This window comes from Caballeronia sp. NK8 (assembly GCF_018408855.1).
In the GTDB taxonomy this organism is placed as follows: domain Bacteria; phylum Pseudomonadota; class Gammaproteobacteria; order Burkholderiales; family Burkholderiaceae; genus Caballeronia.
On the sequence record NZ_AP024326.1, the window covers coordinates 290,649 to 303,352 of the forward strand.

14 protein-coding genes are annotated in these 12,704 nt (G+C 57.6%); 10 read left to right on the forward strand and 4 right to left on the reverse strand.

The window, feature by feature from the left end; all coding sequences use genetic code 11:
- The first annotated feature begins 5 nt into the window (after nucleotides 1-5).
- From NK8_RS34110 to NK8_RS34150, 9 genes are all read left to right on the forward strand, one after another.
- Nucleotides 6-1,166 carry an acyl-CoA dehydrogenase family protein gene (locus NK8_RS34110; RefSeq protein ID WP_213233856.1) on the forward strand — a complete coding sequence of 387 codons (1,161 nt, stop codon included), beginning with the start codon at nucleotides 6-8 and terminating at the stop codon, nucleotides 1,164-1,166.
- Nucleotides 1,156-2,688: an AMP-binding protein gene (locus NK8_RS34115; protein WP_213233857.1), complete on the forward strand. Its 1,533-nt coding sequence runs from the start codon at nucleotides 1,156-1,158 to the stop codon at nucleotides 2,686-2,688. The genes NK8_RS34110 and NK8_RS34115 overlap by 11 nt, the downstream gene beginning before the upstream one ends.
- A gap of 17 nt (nucleotides 2,689-2,705) precedes the next feature.
- On the forward strand, nucleotides 2,706-3,500 hold the full coding sequence (locus tag NK8_RS34120; protein WP_187608325.1) for a citryl-CoA lyase: 795 nt from the start codon (nucleotides 2,706-2,708) through the stop codon (nucleotides 3,498-3,500).
- Nucleotides 3,497-3,934 carry a thioesterase family protein gene (locus tag NK8_RS34125; protein ID WP_187608326.1) on the forward strand — a complete coding sequence of 146 codons (438 nt, stop codon included), beginning with the start codon at nucleotides 3,497-3,499 and terminating at the stop codon, nucleotides 3,932-3,934. Before NK8_RS34120 ends, NK8_RS34125 begins: the two co-directional genes overlap by 4 nt.
- On the forward strand, nucleotides 3,931-4,695 hold the full coding sequence (locus tag NK8_RS34130; protein WP_187608327.1) for an enoyl-CoA hydratase/isomerase family protein: 765 nt from the start codon (nucleotides 3,931-3,933) through the stop codon (nucleotides 4,693-4,695). The genes NK8_RS34125 and NK8_RS34130 overlap by 4 nt, the downstream gene beginning before the upstream one ends.
- Nucleotides 4,696-4,732: 37 nt before the next feature.
- A complete protein-coding gene (locus NK8_RS34135; protein WP_187608328.1) occupies nucleotides 4,733-5,482 on the forward strand; it encodes an electron transfer flavoprotein subunit beta/FixA family protein in 750 nt (249 codons plus the stop codon).
- 24 nt (nucleotides 5,483-5,506) lie between these two features.
- Complete coding sequence (locus NK8_RS34140) at nucleotides 5,507-6,463, forward strand: electron transfer flavoprotein subunit alpha/FixB family protein (RefSeq protein ID WP_213233858.1); 957 nt, start codon at nucleotides 5,507-5,509, stop codon at nucleotides 6,461-6,463.
- Between the two features lie 336 nt (nucleotides 6,464-6,799).
- Nucleotides 6,800-8,176, forward strand: coding sequence for an NAD-dependent succinate-semialdehyde dehydrogenase (locus tag NK8_RS34145; RefSeq protein WP_187608330.1), 1,377 nt, complete (start codon nucleotides 6,800-6,802; stop codon nucleotides 8,174-8,176).
- Between the two features lie 20 nt (nucleotides 8,177-8,196).
- Nucleotides 8,197-8,604, forward strand: coding sequence for a GFA family protein (locus NK8_RS34150; protein WP_213233859.1), 408 nt, complete (start codon nucleotides 8,197-8,199; stop codon nucleotides 8,602-8,604).
- 286 nt (nucleotides 8,605-8,890) lie between these two features.
- Here NK8_RS34150 and NK8_RS34155 read toward each other — a convergent pair whose 3' ends face one another.
- On the reverse strand, nucleotides 8,891-9,184 hold the full coding sequence (locus NK8_RS34155; protein WP_008344619.1) for a type II toxin-antitoxin system RelE/ParE family toxin: 294 nt from the start codon (nucleotides 9,182-9,184) through the stop codon (nucleotides 8,891-8,893).
- Nucleotides 9,181-9,378 carry a hypothetical protein gene (locus NK8_RS34160; RefSeq protein WP_008344620.1) on the reverse strand — a complete coding sequence of 66 codons (198 nt, stop codon included), beginning with the start codon at nucleotides 9,376-9,378 and terminating at the stop codon, nucleotides 9,181-9,183. Before NK8_RS34160 ends, NK8_RS34155 begins: the two co-directional genes overlap by 4 nt.
- Before the next feature lie 223 nt (nucleotides 9,379-9,601).
- On the opposite strand from NK8_RS34160, the gene NK8_RS34165 reads away from it, so the two are divergent.
- Nucleotides 9,602-10,081 (forward strand): hypothetical protein, encoded by a 480-nt coding sequence (locus NK8_RS34165; protein WP_008344622.1) that lies wholly within the window; start codon nucleotides 9,602-9,604, stop codon nucleotides 10,079-10,081.
- Nucleotides 10,082-10,331: 250 nt separating this feature from the next.
- Here the strand turns inward: NK8_RS34165 and NK8_RS34170 are convergent, their stop codons facing one another.
- Both NK8_RS34170 and NK8_RS34175 read right to left on the reverse strand, forming a co-directional pair.
- On the reverse strand, nucleotides 10,332-11,168 hold the full coding sequence (locus NK8_RS34170; RefSeq protein WP_162071089.1) for an alpha/beta fold hydrolase: 837 nt from the start codon (nucleotides 11,166-11,168) through the stop codon (nucleotides 10,332-10,334).
- A gap of 264 nt (nucleotides 11,169-11,432) precedes the next feature.
- The gene (locus NK8_RS34175) at nucleotides 11,433-12,416 is read right to left on the reverse strand and encodes an NAD-dependent epimerase/dehydratase family protein (RefSeq protein ID WP_213233860.1); all 984 of its coding nucleotides are present in this window, start codon (nucleotides 12,414-12,416) and stop codon (nucleotides 11,433-11,435) included.
- Between the last annotated feature and the right edge of the window lie 288 nt (nucleotides 12,417-12,704).

Sequence of the window (12,704 nt, forward strand, 5' to 3'; positions counted from 1 at the left end):
TTGAAATGACTCAAATCGACAACGAAGTATCGATGATCCGCGAAACTGCCCGCCGCTTCGTGCGCAACCGGCTTGTTCCGCTTGAACAGCAAATTGAGACGGACGATGACGTAAGTCACGAGTTGCTTGCCCAACTGCGATCCGAAGTCGCGGCCCTCGGCCTGTACGGGTTTAACCTTCCAGAGAGTATCGGTGGCCCCGGGCTATCGGCTGCAGCAAAAGTGGCCATTCTCGAGGAGCTCACATACACGTCTGTCCCGTTGAGCGAGGTGTTCGGCCATCTGCCGCTTCAACTGTCTCAGGCGAACGACCGTCAACGCGCCGAGCTGTTGCCCGAGATCCTCGCCGGCCGAAAGATTGTCACGTATGCGCTGACGGAGCCTAACGCCGGCTCAGATCTCGGTGGCCTGCGCACGCGTGCAGAACGGGCGTCGGGCGGATGGGTACTCAACGGAAGCAAACATTTCATTTCTCACGCGGAGACGGCCGACTACATCATCGTGCTTGCCGTAACCGATGCAGGCGCATCCCTCAAGGGTAAGCTCAGTACTTTCATCGTCCGCAAGGGAAATCCGGGTGTAGTCGGCATGACGCGCTACCGCAAGATGGGATGGCGAGGCTACCACCTCAATGGTTTCACGCTCGAAAACTGCTTCGTTCCCGAGGAGGACTTGCTGGGCGAGGTCAATGCGGGCTTCCTCGGCATGATGCAGTCGATCAACCAGGATCGCTTATTGTCGGCGAGCCGTTCGCTTGGTCTTTCGGCACGGGCCCAGACGATGGCCTGTGAGTATGCGCAAGAGCGCAAGGCATTCGGCGCGCAGCTTTCCCAACATCAGGCAATCCAGTTCATGGTTGCTGATAACGATGTGGAAATCGAAGCGGCACGCATGCTGATTGGCGCGGCGGCGCAGATGATCGAAGACGCCGATCCGCGCGCACATGTCGCTGCATGCCGCGCGAAGCTTTATGCGAGCGAGATGGGTTGCCGCGTGACCGATCGCGTGCTCCAGATCTTTGGCGGCATGGGTTACATGACAGAACTGCCTATTGAACGTTTTTACCGCGACGCGCGTGCATTCCGCATTGGTGAAGGTACGTCAGAGATGCAACGCATCCAGATTGCGCGTGCTGCCTTCGCATCGGGAGGTCATCATGGCCTTTGACCTGCTCGACGCGGGAAACCTCGAACTGCCCGCTCTGCATCACGGAGTGCATAGTTATACGCGCGGCGATCTGGGACTTGCGGGGCGGCGTGCCGCGTCATTTCTTCATGAACTCGGTGTAAGACGAGGCGACACCTTCGCGGTGTGGCTTCCCGATGGCGCTGTATGGATGCAACTCTTCTTCGGCGCAGCTCAACTTGGCGCTCTGATGGTGCCAGTGAGCACCCGCTTCCGAAAGCAGGAAGCGCTGCATGTCGTGAAAACATCGAAGGCGCGTGTTCTCTTCGTGCCAAAGCGTTTTCTCGATTTTGACTACGCCGGCTCGGCGCGCGAGATCGACGCTTCGTGCGAGGCGTTGAGCCATGTCGTCGAAATCGAACGATTCGACGGTCTCGCATGGAGCGAGCGCGAACCTTACCCACATTGGGACGGGCGTGATACCGATCTTCTCTGCACTTTTATGACCTCGGGCACGACGGGGCAACCGAAGCTCGCGGCACACACGGCGGGCGGAATTGCTCGTCATGCGCGCAATGTCGGTTCTTACAACGATATGCGAACGAACGACGTAGTGCTCTGCGCGCTGCCTCTTTATGGCGTGCTTGGTTTCGTGCAGGCTATCGCGGCCCTCGCATCGGGCGCTGCGTGCGTGTTACTGCCCGTGTTTAAAGCGGACGCTGCAGCGGCGGCTATCGAACGGCATCGCGTCACGCATTTCTTCGGTTCGGACGCCATGTTCGACATGGTGCTCAACGCTGGAGACTACTCCCTTGCTACCTGGCGCCGCGGCGCATTCCCGGAATATGCAGGCCTTGGTCGCAGTGTCATCGCCAAGGCGTGGGACGCTTGGGGGGTTCGACTGACAGGTTTGTACGGCATGTCCGAATGTTTCGCGATGGCGGCGATGCGCGACCCGCAAGGCGACGCGGAGCAGCGGGGGACGCCCGGAGGCAGACCGATCTCGCCCGAGATCGCCTTCCGAATTGCCGACCCGGAGAGCGGAGAGACGCTTGCAGACCGTCAACAGGGCGAACTGCAACTGCGCGGCTACAACATTATGGCAGGTTACCTCAACAATCCCGCTGCAACGGCGGCAACCTTCACCGCGGACGGCTGGTTCAAGACGGGCGATTTAGCCTACGCCGATGGTGGCTCTTTCCGCTATGTCGGCCGCATTAGGGACAGTCTGCGCCTGCGAGGCTACCTGGTTGATCCCGTCGAAATCGAGTCCTTCCTCACGCAGCATTCCGGCGTAGAGGCGGCCCAGGTCGTCGGCGTACACGTCGAAGGAGAAGGGGACGTCGCGGTCGCATTCATTCGCGCGTCCACGACACCCGAAACTGAGGAGGCGTTGCTTGCCTGGTGCAAGCAAGGCATCGCCGGTTTCAAGGTGCCTCGCCGCATCATCGCAGTTGAGGCGTTTCCGCAAAAGGAAGGTCCTAACGGCGTCAAAATCCTGAGAAACGAGTTGCGTGAAATGGCCGGACGTTGTCTCGGTATTGCGCAGCCGGCATCGGTATGACATGGGAGATTCGACAAATGAAGCAAGCTGACATTCGCTCCGACATTGCGTGGGCGACACCAAAGAAGGTAGTTATTCACGGTCTCGATTTGTGCGACGACATTGTTGGGAAGATTGACTTTGGCCAAATGGCGTTCTTGCAATTATTCGCGCGCCTGCCGCAGGAGCGTGAGCTACGCATGTTCAACGCGATGATGGTCATTCTTGTCGAGCATGGCATCACGCCTTCGTCACTCGCCACTCGCATGACGTATGCGGGCGCGCCGGAAGCCGTTCAGGCGGCCGTGGCTGCAGGTTTGCTTGGTCTCGGCTCGGTTTTCGTGGGTTCGCTTGATAACGCTGCCCGACTATTGCAAGAGTCGATTCCCAACCCGGAGAATGCGCCCGACATCGATGCACTCGCCCGCCTGATTGTCGAGAGCTACCGTGAACGCAAGGAGATTTTGCCGGGAATCGGGCATCCGTTTCACAAGCCGATTGACCCGCGCGCGCCGGCGCTCTTCAAAGTCGCTAAAGAGACCGGCTACGATGGCCCCTACATCCGCCTCATGACTGCGATCGGCACAGAGGCGGAACACAAGCTTGCTCGCGCGCTGCCGGTGAATGTCACGGGCGCGATGGCGGCGGTGGCGTCTGAAATGGGCATTCCGTGGCGCATCTGCCGTGGGTTGGCCGTTGCAGCTCGCGCGGTTGGCTTGGTCGGTCACGTACTTGAAGAGATGCGGCAGCCATTCGCGACCGCCCTATACCTTCGTACGGAGCACGAAGCGAGCGCACATCTGATCCCAACGCAAGACCGAGAACAATCGTGAGTGCGCCGCTGCCAAACGCCTTTCGCTTCTGGACCGAAGAGAAGCTAAGGAATGCGGATACCGACCAATTCCGGCATGTCAACAATGCGGTGATCGCAACGTTCTTCGAAGCGGCGCGGATGGAGATCTTCTCACCGCCGCAGATTCGTTCACTGATGGATGGCGCGAATCTCGCAGTTGTCAGACTACTAATCGAATTTCGCACGGAGTTGCATTTTCCCGGCCACGTTGGCGTCGGAAGCGCGGTCATCGAAGTGGGAAATACATCGTTCAGAGTGCGGCAGAGCATGTTCGATGACCATGACGAGACGCTTTGCGCTACGGCGGAAGCGGTTTGTGTCCTTGTACACGGTGAGACCGGACGTCCGCATCCGATTGCACCCGAACTTCGGGCATATCTTTCCAAGGACGCCGAGAAGGAGACTTACTCATGACGACAGGCACGGTTATGTATGAGCGGCTCGGAGATATCGCGCTCGTGACGCTGAATGATCCGAGCCGCCGCAATGCGCTGTCCCGCGAGATCGTCCGTGGCGTGTCAGCCGCTTTGGACCGGGCGCTGGAGGACGGCGCTCGCGCGGTCGCTATCGCCGCAAACGGGCCCGCGTTTTGTGCCGGCGCAAACATCGACGATCTCCGTTCTGGATGGATGGAAAGTCCGCCGCCCGACGAAGATCCCGCACTGATGTTTAAGCGCATTGCAGAGTTCGAGCGACCGGTCATTGCGGCGGTTCACGGCCCGGCAATAGGGGGTGGCATGGAACTCACCCTCGCCTGCGATCTGGTTGTCGCAAGCACCACCGCATGGCTGTCGATGCCTGAATTGGGGCACGGTGTCATTCCGAACACTGGCGTCGCGCTGTTGTCGCGGATCGTCGGATTGCGCCGCGCATTTGATCTCATCCTGACGCGCAGACGTGTTCCGATCGAGGAAGCGCTGGAACTCGGCCTGGTGAACTGCGTGGTTTCTTCCGAGGAACTGAGCGACAGCGTTCTGTCTTTGGCGCATCAGGTGGTTGACACTGTGCCGCCCGGCGCGTTGAGAGCGGCCAAGCTCAACCTTTGCGCACACGCGGGGATAGATTGGGAGCGCGTCGTGAGCTCGCCACGAGATGTGCCGAAAGAAGAGTGGCAGGAAGGGCTCGATGCCTTCACTCAGAAGCGGAACCCCAACTACGCACGCTTTTGGAGCTGAGGTGCAACGCTGTGCTATGCATTGAAGGGAGATCAAAGTGAAAGTACTCGTATCGGTCAAGCGTTCGGTGGATCCCAACGTGAAGGTGAGCGTCAAACGTGACAACACCGGCGTCGATATTTCGAACGTCAAAATGTCGATGAATCCGTTCGACGAAATAGCAGTGGAAGAAGCGGTACGCTTGAAGGAAGCGGGCGTCGCGACGGAAGTGGTCGCGGTGTCAGCAGGCAACGCGCAATCTCAGGAAACGCTGCGCACTGCTCTGGCCATTGGCGCGGATCGCGCGATCCTAATCGAATCAACCGGGGAGTTGCAGCCTCTCGCTGTGGCAAAGCTCCTCAAGGCGATCATCGACAAAGAGCAGCCTTCTCTCGTCTTGCTAGGCAAGCAGGCGATCGACGACGACTCGAATCAAACGGGTCAGATGCTTGCTGCGCTGGCGCGCTTTCCCCAGGCGACTTTCGCATCGAAGGTCACCATTGCGGACGGGAAGGCCACAGTTGAACGCGAACTGGACGGTGGCGCAGAAACGCTGTCGCTCAGGCTTCCCGCAGTGGTGACGACCGATTTGCGTCTGAACGAGCCGCGCTACGTCACGCTACCGAACATCATGAAGGCCAAAAAGAAGCCACTCGAAATCATCTCATCCGGATCGCTCGGGGTCGATGTTTCCCCGCGTCTGGAGACACTGAAGGTCACCGAGCCACCGAAGCGCGCCGCTGGCGTGAAGGTCGCTAACGCGAAGGAACTGGTCGCAAAACTGACATCCGAAGCTAAAGTGCTTTGACGCTCGAATGGGCGGAGAACGAACATGACGATTCTTGTTATCGCTGAACACGACAACCAAACGCTTAATGCGTCGACGTTAAACACCATCGGCGCCGCGGCCGTGATCGCGACTTTTACCAATCATCCGATTCATGTGCTCGTCGCAGGACACGGTGCAAAAGCGGTCGCAGAAGAGGCCGCGAAAGTGGCGGGGGTCGAAAAGGTGCTTCTCGCCGATGCTCCTCGGCTTGCTGAAGGCCTTGCGGAGCCTGTCGAAGCCACGCTCGTGGATCTTGGCAAAGACTATTCGCACATCTTGGCGCCTGCGACTGCCTATGGGAAAAACATTGCGCCGCGCGTTGCAGCCCGGCTGGATGTCGCTCAAATCAGTGAGGTCATATCTGTTACTGATGTCGACACGTTTGAGCGGCCAATCTATGCGGGAAATGCCATCGCGTTGGTTCGGTCTCGCGATCCGATCAAGGTGCTGACGGTTCGTGCAACCGCTTTTGATCCCGCGGCATGTGAGGGCGTTGGTGCTTCGATTGAAGGGATTCGCGCAGCCGATGATGAGGGCCTGTCGCAATTCGTGAGCCGGGAGGTGACAAAGCTGGACCGGCCTGAACTGACATCGGCGAACGTGATCGTGTCCGGTGGACGCGGCCTGGGCAGCGGCGAGAGCTACCGGGCCGTGCTGGAGCCTCTGGCTGATCGGCTTGGCGCGGCGATGGGCGCGTCACGAGCGGCAGTCGACGCTGGGTTCGTACCCAACGACTATCAGGTCGGCCAGACGGGAAAGATCGTTGCGCCGCAGTTGTATATTGCGGTCGGCATATCCGGTGCGATCCAACATCTCGCAGGCATGAAGGACTCGAAAGTGATCGTGGCGATCAACCGAGACGAAGAGGCGCCCATCTTTAGCGTTGCGGACTATGGCCTTGTTGGTGACCTCTTTGAGTGCGTTCCTGCGCTGCTCGACGAGTTGGATGCGCCGCGATGAACGCGCAACTTCCGATCCGCGCAGAATCCGGCCTGAGGCCTATCCACAACTCTCGCTTACAGGGCAGGGCGATCGCTAATGCGGAAGATGCGGAGTTGTGGCGATGGTTTTCCCTGTTGGTGCATGACTCACGCATTCGATGGATACACGCGCACGAAGGCTGGCTTGTATCCATCGACCATCGGCACGTAGCTACTGAGTCGTCCTTCGACGAAGCAATGCGCTCGGCGATGTTGCGCTTTAAGGAGCGGTCCGGACACCAACAAACAAAGTTTTGATTTCGGCTCTTTCGAGTCGATGCTTTCCGTTCAAAGAACGAACAACTTATAGCTAACGATGACTTTTCAAACGATCAACCCGGCAACCGGGAAACTTGTGAAGGAATTCCCTCTTCAATCTGATGATCAGGTCTTTGCGGCCTTGGATGCTGCCCACAGGCGCTATCATGAAGACTGGAAGCAGCGTCCTGTGGCGGAACGTGCTCGCATCGTCGCTCGCGCTGCGAAGATTCTCCGTGAGAAGCGAGATGAGTACGCTACGCTGCCTACCCTCGAAATGGGGAAGGTTACCCGTTTCAGTTATCTCGAAGTCGATCTCGTAGCTGACATCCTCGACTATTACGCGCAAAACGGCGAAGCGTTCCTGAAGGCACAGCCGGTCCCTGGGGAGCCCGACGCGACAATCCTGGCCGAACCCATTGGTGTTGTTCTCGCCATTGAGCCATGGAACTTTCCGTACTATCAACTGGCTCGTGTCGCGGCGCCCCAACTGATCGCAGGCAATGTCGTCCTGATGAAGCACGCCGAGAACGTCCCGCAATGCGCGCTCGCTTTTGCGCGCTTATTCGAGGAGGCCGGCGCGCCAGAAGGCGTGTACACCAATCTATTCTGCAGCATCGATCAAGTCGCGAAGCTAGTAGACGACTTCCGCGTGCGCGGCGTCGCGCTGACGGGAAGCGAGCGAGCGGGCGCGTCCGTGGGCGAGCGTGCGGGGCGAAGTCTCAAGAAGGTGATACTTGAACTGGGTGGAAGTGATCCTGCGCTTATCCTCGAAGGCGCCCCGCTGGATCATGCCGTCGAGCAAGTTGTGATGGGGCGCACGTTCAACTCGGGGCAAGGATGCGTGAACATCAAGCGCGTCATCGTGGTCGGGAAGGACCGTGGGGCTTCTATGCTCGCGATGTTGAAAGAGAAATTTGCGGCGATCAAAGTCGGCGATCCGACGGACGAGTCTACGGTGCTCGGGCCGCTCGTCAGTGAACGCGCGCTTCAAGGCCTGCTGACACAGATCGATGAGGCCAGAGCCGCGGGCGCCCGCATCGTGCATGGAGGTAAGCGGGTGGAGCGTGATGGCTTTTATCTTGAGCCTACGATCATCACGGATATCGCAGAGGCCAACCCGCTGTTTCAACAGGAAGCGTTCGGTCCGGTATTGTCCTTTTATATCGTCGATAGCGAGCAGGAAGCTATCCGGTTGGCCAATGCGACAAAGTACGGACTGGGCGGGTATGTCTTCGATGCAGACGTCGGCCACGCGAAGGATGTTGCAAGGCAGATCGAATCTGGCATGGTCTACATCAATTCCTGCTTCGCCGATTCGCCGAAACTGCCCTTCGGCGGCATCAAGAACTCCGGGTTCGGGCGTGAACTGTCCGAGCTAGGTATGGGTGAATTTCTTAATAGAAAACTTATTCGCGTGTCAGGCGCCGCATAAGGCACCAGGGGAGAACTCTCATGCATACGAGAAAAGGGGGCTGTCTGTGCGGTGCGGTGCGCTACGTCTTGAAGGGGGAGCCGCAGGCGACCGCAATCTGTCACTGCACTCACTGCCAGAAGCAGAGCGGGAGCTTGTTTTCGTACAACTTGTTCGTTCAGGAAAGCGATTACGAGCAGCAAGGCGACACGGTGTTCTTTGAAGATCAAGGCGACAGCGGACAGCCTTCGTATCGGCACTTCTGCGGACAATGCGGGTCGCCAATTCTCACCAAGGTCGCGCTGATGCCAGGGGTCGTGTTAGTGAAGGCTGGTACGTTAGATAGCCTTGAAAGAATTCTGCCTCCAGGGACGGAAATATACACTGATCGTGCGGCAGAATGGCTTTCGTCTTTTAAGGGCGCGAAACGATTCCCGCGAAGTCCGTAGCTCGTGCCGCAGTCGGTGGGGACACGAGCGACAGCCAGCGCCGCCGTGGTTTGACATAATAAGTATGATAATTGGTGCCATACCATACGTGCAGGGAACGCGCCTAGCAAGCTCGCCAGATGGTTTGGAGGAGAGCATGTCGCCCAACTTGAGCCCGTTGGGGATCGAGGTTCGTCGAGCGAATCGGGAACTGGCAGGGCGCGGGCGAACGTGGAGGTTCTCCGCCCCAGAGAAGGGCCGTCCTGGGTGCCCAGGTTCAAATTCCGGACTGCCCCCAAACTAAAGTCTAACCGGGCGACGGTGGGTAGAGCTTCCTGGCGTGGGTGAAGTCCACGACTTTGATGAAGTCATTATGGACTTCGTAGATCGTGAGGTAATTTGGATGCGATACGATCTCGCGTGTGCCCGGAACCCGACCGGGGCGGCCGGAGTTCGGGAAGAAGGCTACAGGCTCGAGCGATCTTTCGACCTGTTCGAAAAGCCTTTCTGCTGCGCCTTCGTCCTTTTCGGAAATGAAGAAGAGGTATTCGAGGAAGAGCTCGCGGGCCTCATCGGCCCAGACAATCGGAAGCCGCGTCAATCACGCTTCCCCGCATTCTTCGCGCGCTGCGCATCGAGAAGCGCCCGCGCTTCATTCATGACCTGCTCGTGTGGCACGCTTTGCTTGACGCTGTTTCTCGCACGCTCGACGCGCTCACACAACGCGCGGTCGAAGGCTTCAGCTTCTTCGACCGTGTCGTGCTCGTGGATGTAAGGATCGAGTCGGGTTCCCATGGCGATTCTCGGTTTGTTCGTAACGTCATGATAGCGCGCTTACCTTGACCCGTCAGGGAGTCACGAAACCCAAAGCGTCTCATCCGATCTTCTAGGCCGAAAGGCGACGATGCATCATAGCTGGATGCTATTATAGTGAATGCTACTATTAGTATGAACTATAGAATTGACGCTTCAGGAATAGAGTGAATGAAGTCCAATTTACAACGGAGGGCAGGGCTTCGTGCCACAAGATTTTGGCGACTTTGACGACGATGACGAGGATTTCGGCGCCCTGCCGGACCCTGAGGTTGCGCGCATCGTACTCGAACTTGACCGCTCCATCATGCGCAACCGCCGCGCGGCGGCCCTGCGCCAGATCGTGCAGGGCCAGCCCGTGTCGCAGCCGGTCAAACCGAGCCGCGTTGAATTGCTGGTGCTTACGGCACTGGTGCTGACCTACGGGCCCGTGTTGTTTGGCAGCGACTTCGCTCTGGTGCTCGAACAGATCGCGGAGTGTGGCGCCGTGGTCCTGTTGCAGCAGGTGGTGTTCGCGGACATGGGGGGGATGGGGGGCGCAGGCAGCGAAGACAGCAAGGATCGGCGGATCGTCTCGCGCCTGCAGGACGCGCGACCGATGTTCGAGGCGCTGTGCCGCAAGTTTCCGGAAGCCTTCCTAGCGGACGCGCGGGCCCTGCTAAAACGCTTCACGACGCGGACCTGATTTGCACGGAAAGCGTCGCGATCGGTGACCGCGCGGCCAGCGCCAATGACATGTGTCGAAGTGAACCGAAGTTTCGGGAAATTGACATAATTAGGTATCCGAAATAATGTTTGATAAGTTAGGTTATGTCAAGTTATAAGGATAACGAATTGGTTCGACGCCAGAGTTTGAATTTTCAGCGGCTAATCCCTTAGTTGCATTGCAGGGAGATAAACTCCCTGCAAGCCTCTTTTCGCCGTGCCGAAGACTCCTATCCGCGGATAAACGCGAGAATGTCCGCGTTAATCGTATCGGCATTCGTCGTGTGCATACCGTGCGGATAGCCGGGATAAATTTTGAGCGTACTGTTCTTCAGTAACTTGGCCTGAAGTAGCGCTGCGTTTTTGTACGGAACCACCTGATCATCGTCGCCTTGAATCACGAGCGTCGGCACCGTAATAGATTCCAGATCCTCAGTCTGATCGGTCTCGGAGAACGCCTTGATGCCTTCGTAGTGAGCTTTGGCGCTTCCCATCATGCCTTGACGCCACCAGTTCTGAATGATGCCTTGGGAGATCTTCGCATCAGCGCGGTTGTAGCCGTAGAAAGGACCGGTTGGCACGTCGATATAGAACTGCGCACGATTTGCGGCGAGCCCCTCGCGCAGGCCGTCCAAGATTTCGATTGGCGCGCCTTCGGGGCTCTTCGCAGTCTTGACCATCAACGGGGGCACCGAACTGATGAGAACCGCTTTGGCTACGCGATCCTGCGGCTGGCCAAACTTCGCGACGTAGCGTGCAACTTGGCCACCGCCGGTCGAATGGCCCACATGAACTGCGTTCTTTAGGTCTAAATGTTCGACCACTGCCGAGGCGTCAGCAGCATAGTGATCCATATCGTGCCCTTCGCTAACTTGGCTCGACCGGCCGTGGCCGCGGCGATCGTGAGCTACGACGCGAAAGCCTTGGGACAAAAAGAAGAGCATCTGTGCATCCCAATCATCAGCGCTCAATGGCCAGCCGTGGTGAAAGACAATGGGTTGTGCGTCCTTCGGCCCCCAATCCTTGAAGAAGATGCTCGTACCGTCCTTCGTCGTGACAAATGACATGATCAGCCTCCTAGTCGTAGGGAATCAGAAAATTCGATCTACTTCCTCACCTTGCGCGTCGAACTGAGATAAGCGAACCCAGTCACGCGCCCTTGCCCATGTCGAGCGAAGGTTGCTGTACGCGTCGACCTCCAGCGAACAGCTCGCTCAGTGACCCCCGAAGCGTGACAAATCACGCCTTTGGGTATCACTCTTGCTAGGCAAGACGTCGGTCGTCGGTACACATCGATCGTCGAAACCGTAACATTCAATATAGGTTTAAGGTCAAGCACTACGATCCCGGGTCTCGCAAACGGGTCTTACGTAAGGAGGGGTGTCTATCGCACCCCACTCTTCCCGGATCAGTTCAAGGCCCCTTCGATAAGGCGTGACCTCGAACTCGGGAAATCGGCTCTTGAACTTAGTAGAGTCAAAAAGATTATCTACTTCATATCGAGGTAGCAATTCCCTGATTTCGCGAACTTGTTTCGAGAATATCCCCGCGGCAGTCAAGGTCCATTTGCCAAGTACAGTGTACCCGTACGGCCGGCCAAAGATCTGGCAGGCCAGCGCGACAAACTGCTTGTAGGTCAGTCGGTCGTCGCAACATGGCAGATGCCAAGATTGACCGAACGCATCCGGTGCATTTCCGAGCGTTGCCAGCGCACGGCTCGCATCGGGTGTCCAAATAAGCGTGCGTCGCGTATCGTCCCGCACCGGAACTCGAAGTCTCTTTCCGGCTTTCAGCTTATCGATGATTAATGCATTTGTGACGCTTTGCGTTTTTTCTGGACCGTAGAATTCGGGAGCCCGACCGATCAATACCGGTATATCTGCGCGCTTCATTTCTTCAAGCACCATTCCCGCCATCGCGGCGCGTACCCGTCCCTTGCGTCCGACCGGAGCGAACGGCGTTTCCTCCGTCTGCGGGGTGTTATTTTGCGGATACATGTAAGTGTTGTCGAAGTAGGCGAATCTAGCGCCCGCCGCTCGGCTCGCTGCCAAAGCGTTTTTCAACATCAGCGGGAACTGCGTTTCCCACAGCCGCGTATCGGGCGGAAGACCCGCGGTGAAATAGACAATACGGCTGCCCTTGACCGCTTTCGCGGTTTGAACTGGATCAAGAAGATTGGCCGATACCAAGGTATCCGCATCGGCGACTTTTCGTGGGGTGCGGCTCACAAGCCGTATATCGCTTGTATAGTTACGTCGAAGTTCGCGCGCCAGTTCGATAGCGATTTGGCCATTCGCTCCCAATATCGTCTGCATTGCATCTACCTTGGTGAAAAGCTCGTGAAAATATAAGTAGCCGAGTATCTCTGCTTCGGTGTCGCGCTTTAAGCGTATGTGCGACCGTCAACTGCCGGATGGCTTTCCCGACTACGACAAGATGCAGCCCATCCTGAAGATTCAGAAAGCGTAACCTTAAAGTAAAGTTGAGAGTCAACTGTTGTTTTGGCTCTGATGGATGAGAATTGAGACTAGCAAGTTTATGCGGACCGAGCGCTCCAGAATCTGGTTCTGTGAATCCACGGCTTGATCCCGACCGCTGATAGC

Excerpts from the sequence above, each read along its gene's own strand:
- NK8_RS34110 (WP_213233856.1), top strand. The coding sequence starts at position 6 with ATGACTCAAATCGACAACGAAGTATCGATGATCCGCGAAACTGCCCGC.
- NK8_RS34115 (WP_213233857.1), top strand. The coding sequence starts at position 1,156 with ATGGCCTTTGACCTGCTCGACGCGGGAAACCTCGAACTGCCCGCTCTG.
- NK8_RS34120 (WP_187608325.1), top strand. The coding sequence starts at position 2,706 with ATGAAGCAAGCTGACATTCGCTCCGACATTGCGTGGGCGACACCAAAG.
- NK8_RS34130 (WP_187608327.1), top strand. The coding sequence starts at position 3,931 with ATGACGACAGGCACGGTTATGTATGAGCGGCTCGGAGATATCGCGCTC.
- NK8_RS34140 (WP_213233858.1), top strand. The coding sequence starts at position 5,507 with ATGACGATTCTTGTTATCGCTGAACACGACAACCAAACGCTTAATGCG.
- NK8_RS34145 (WP_187608330.1), top strand. The coding sequence starts at position 6,800 with ATGACTTTTCAAACGATCAACCCGGCAACCGGGAAACTTGTGAAGGAA.
- NK8_RS34150 (WP_213233859.1), top strand. The coding sequence starts at position 8,197 with ATGCATACGAGAAAAGGGGGCTGTCTGTGCGGTGCGGTGCGCTACGTC.
- NK8_RS34160 (WP_008344620.1), bottom strand. The coding sequence starts at position 9,378 with ATGGGAACCCGACTCGATCCTTACATCCACGAGCACGACACGGTCGAA.
- NK8_RS34170 (WP_162071089.1), bottom strand. The coding sequence starts at position 11,168 with ATGTCATTTGTCACGACGAAGGACGGTACGAGCATCTTCTTCAAGGAT.
- NK8_RS34175 (WP_213233860.1), bottom strand. The coding sequence starts at position 12,416 with ATGCAGACGATATTGGGAGCGAATGGCCAAATCGCTATCGAACTGGCG.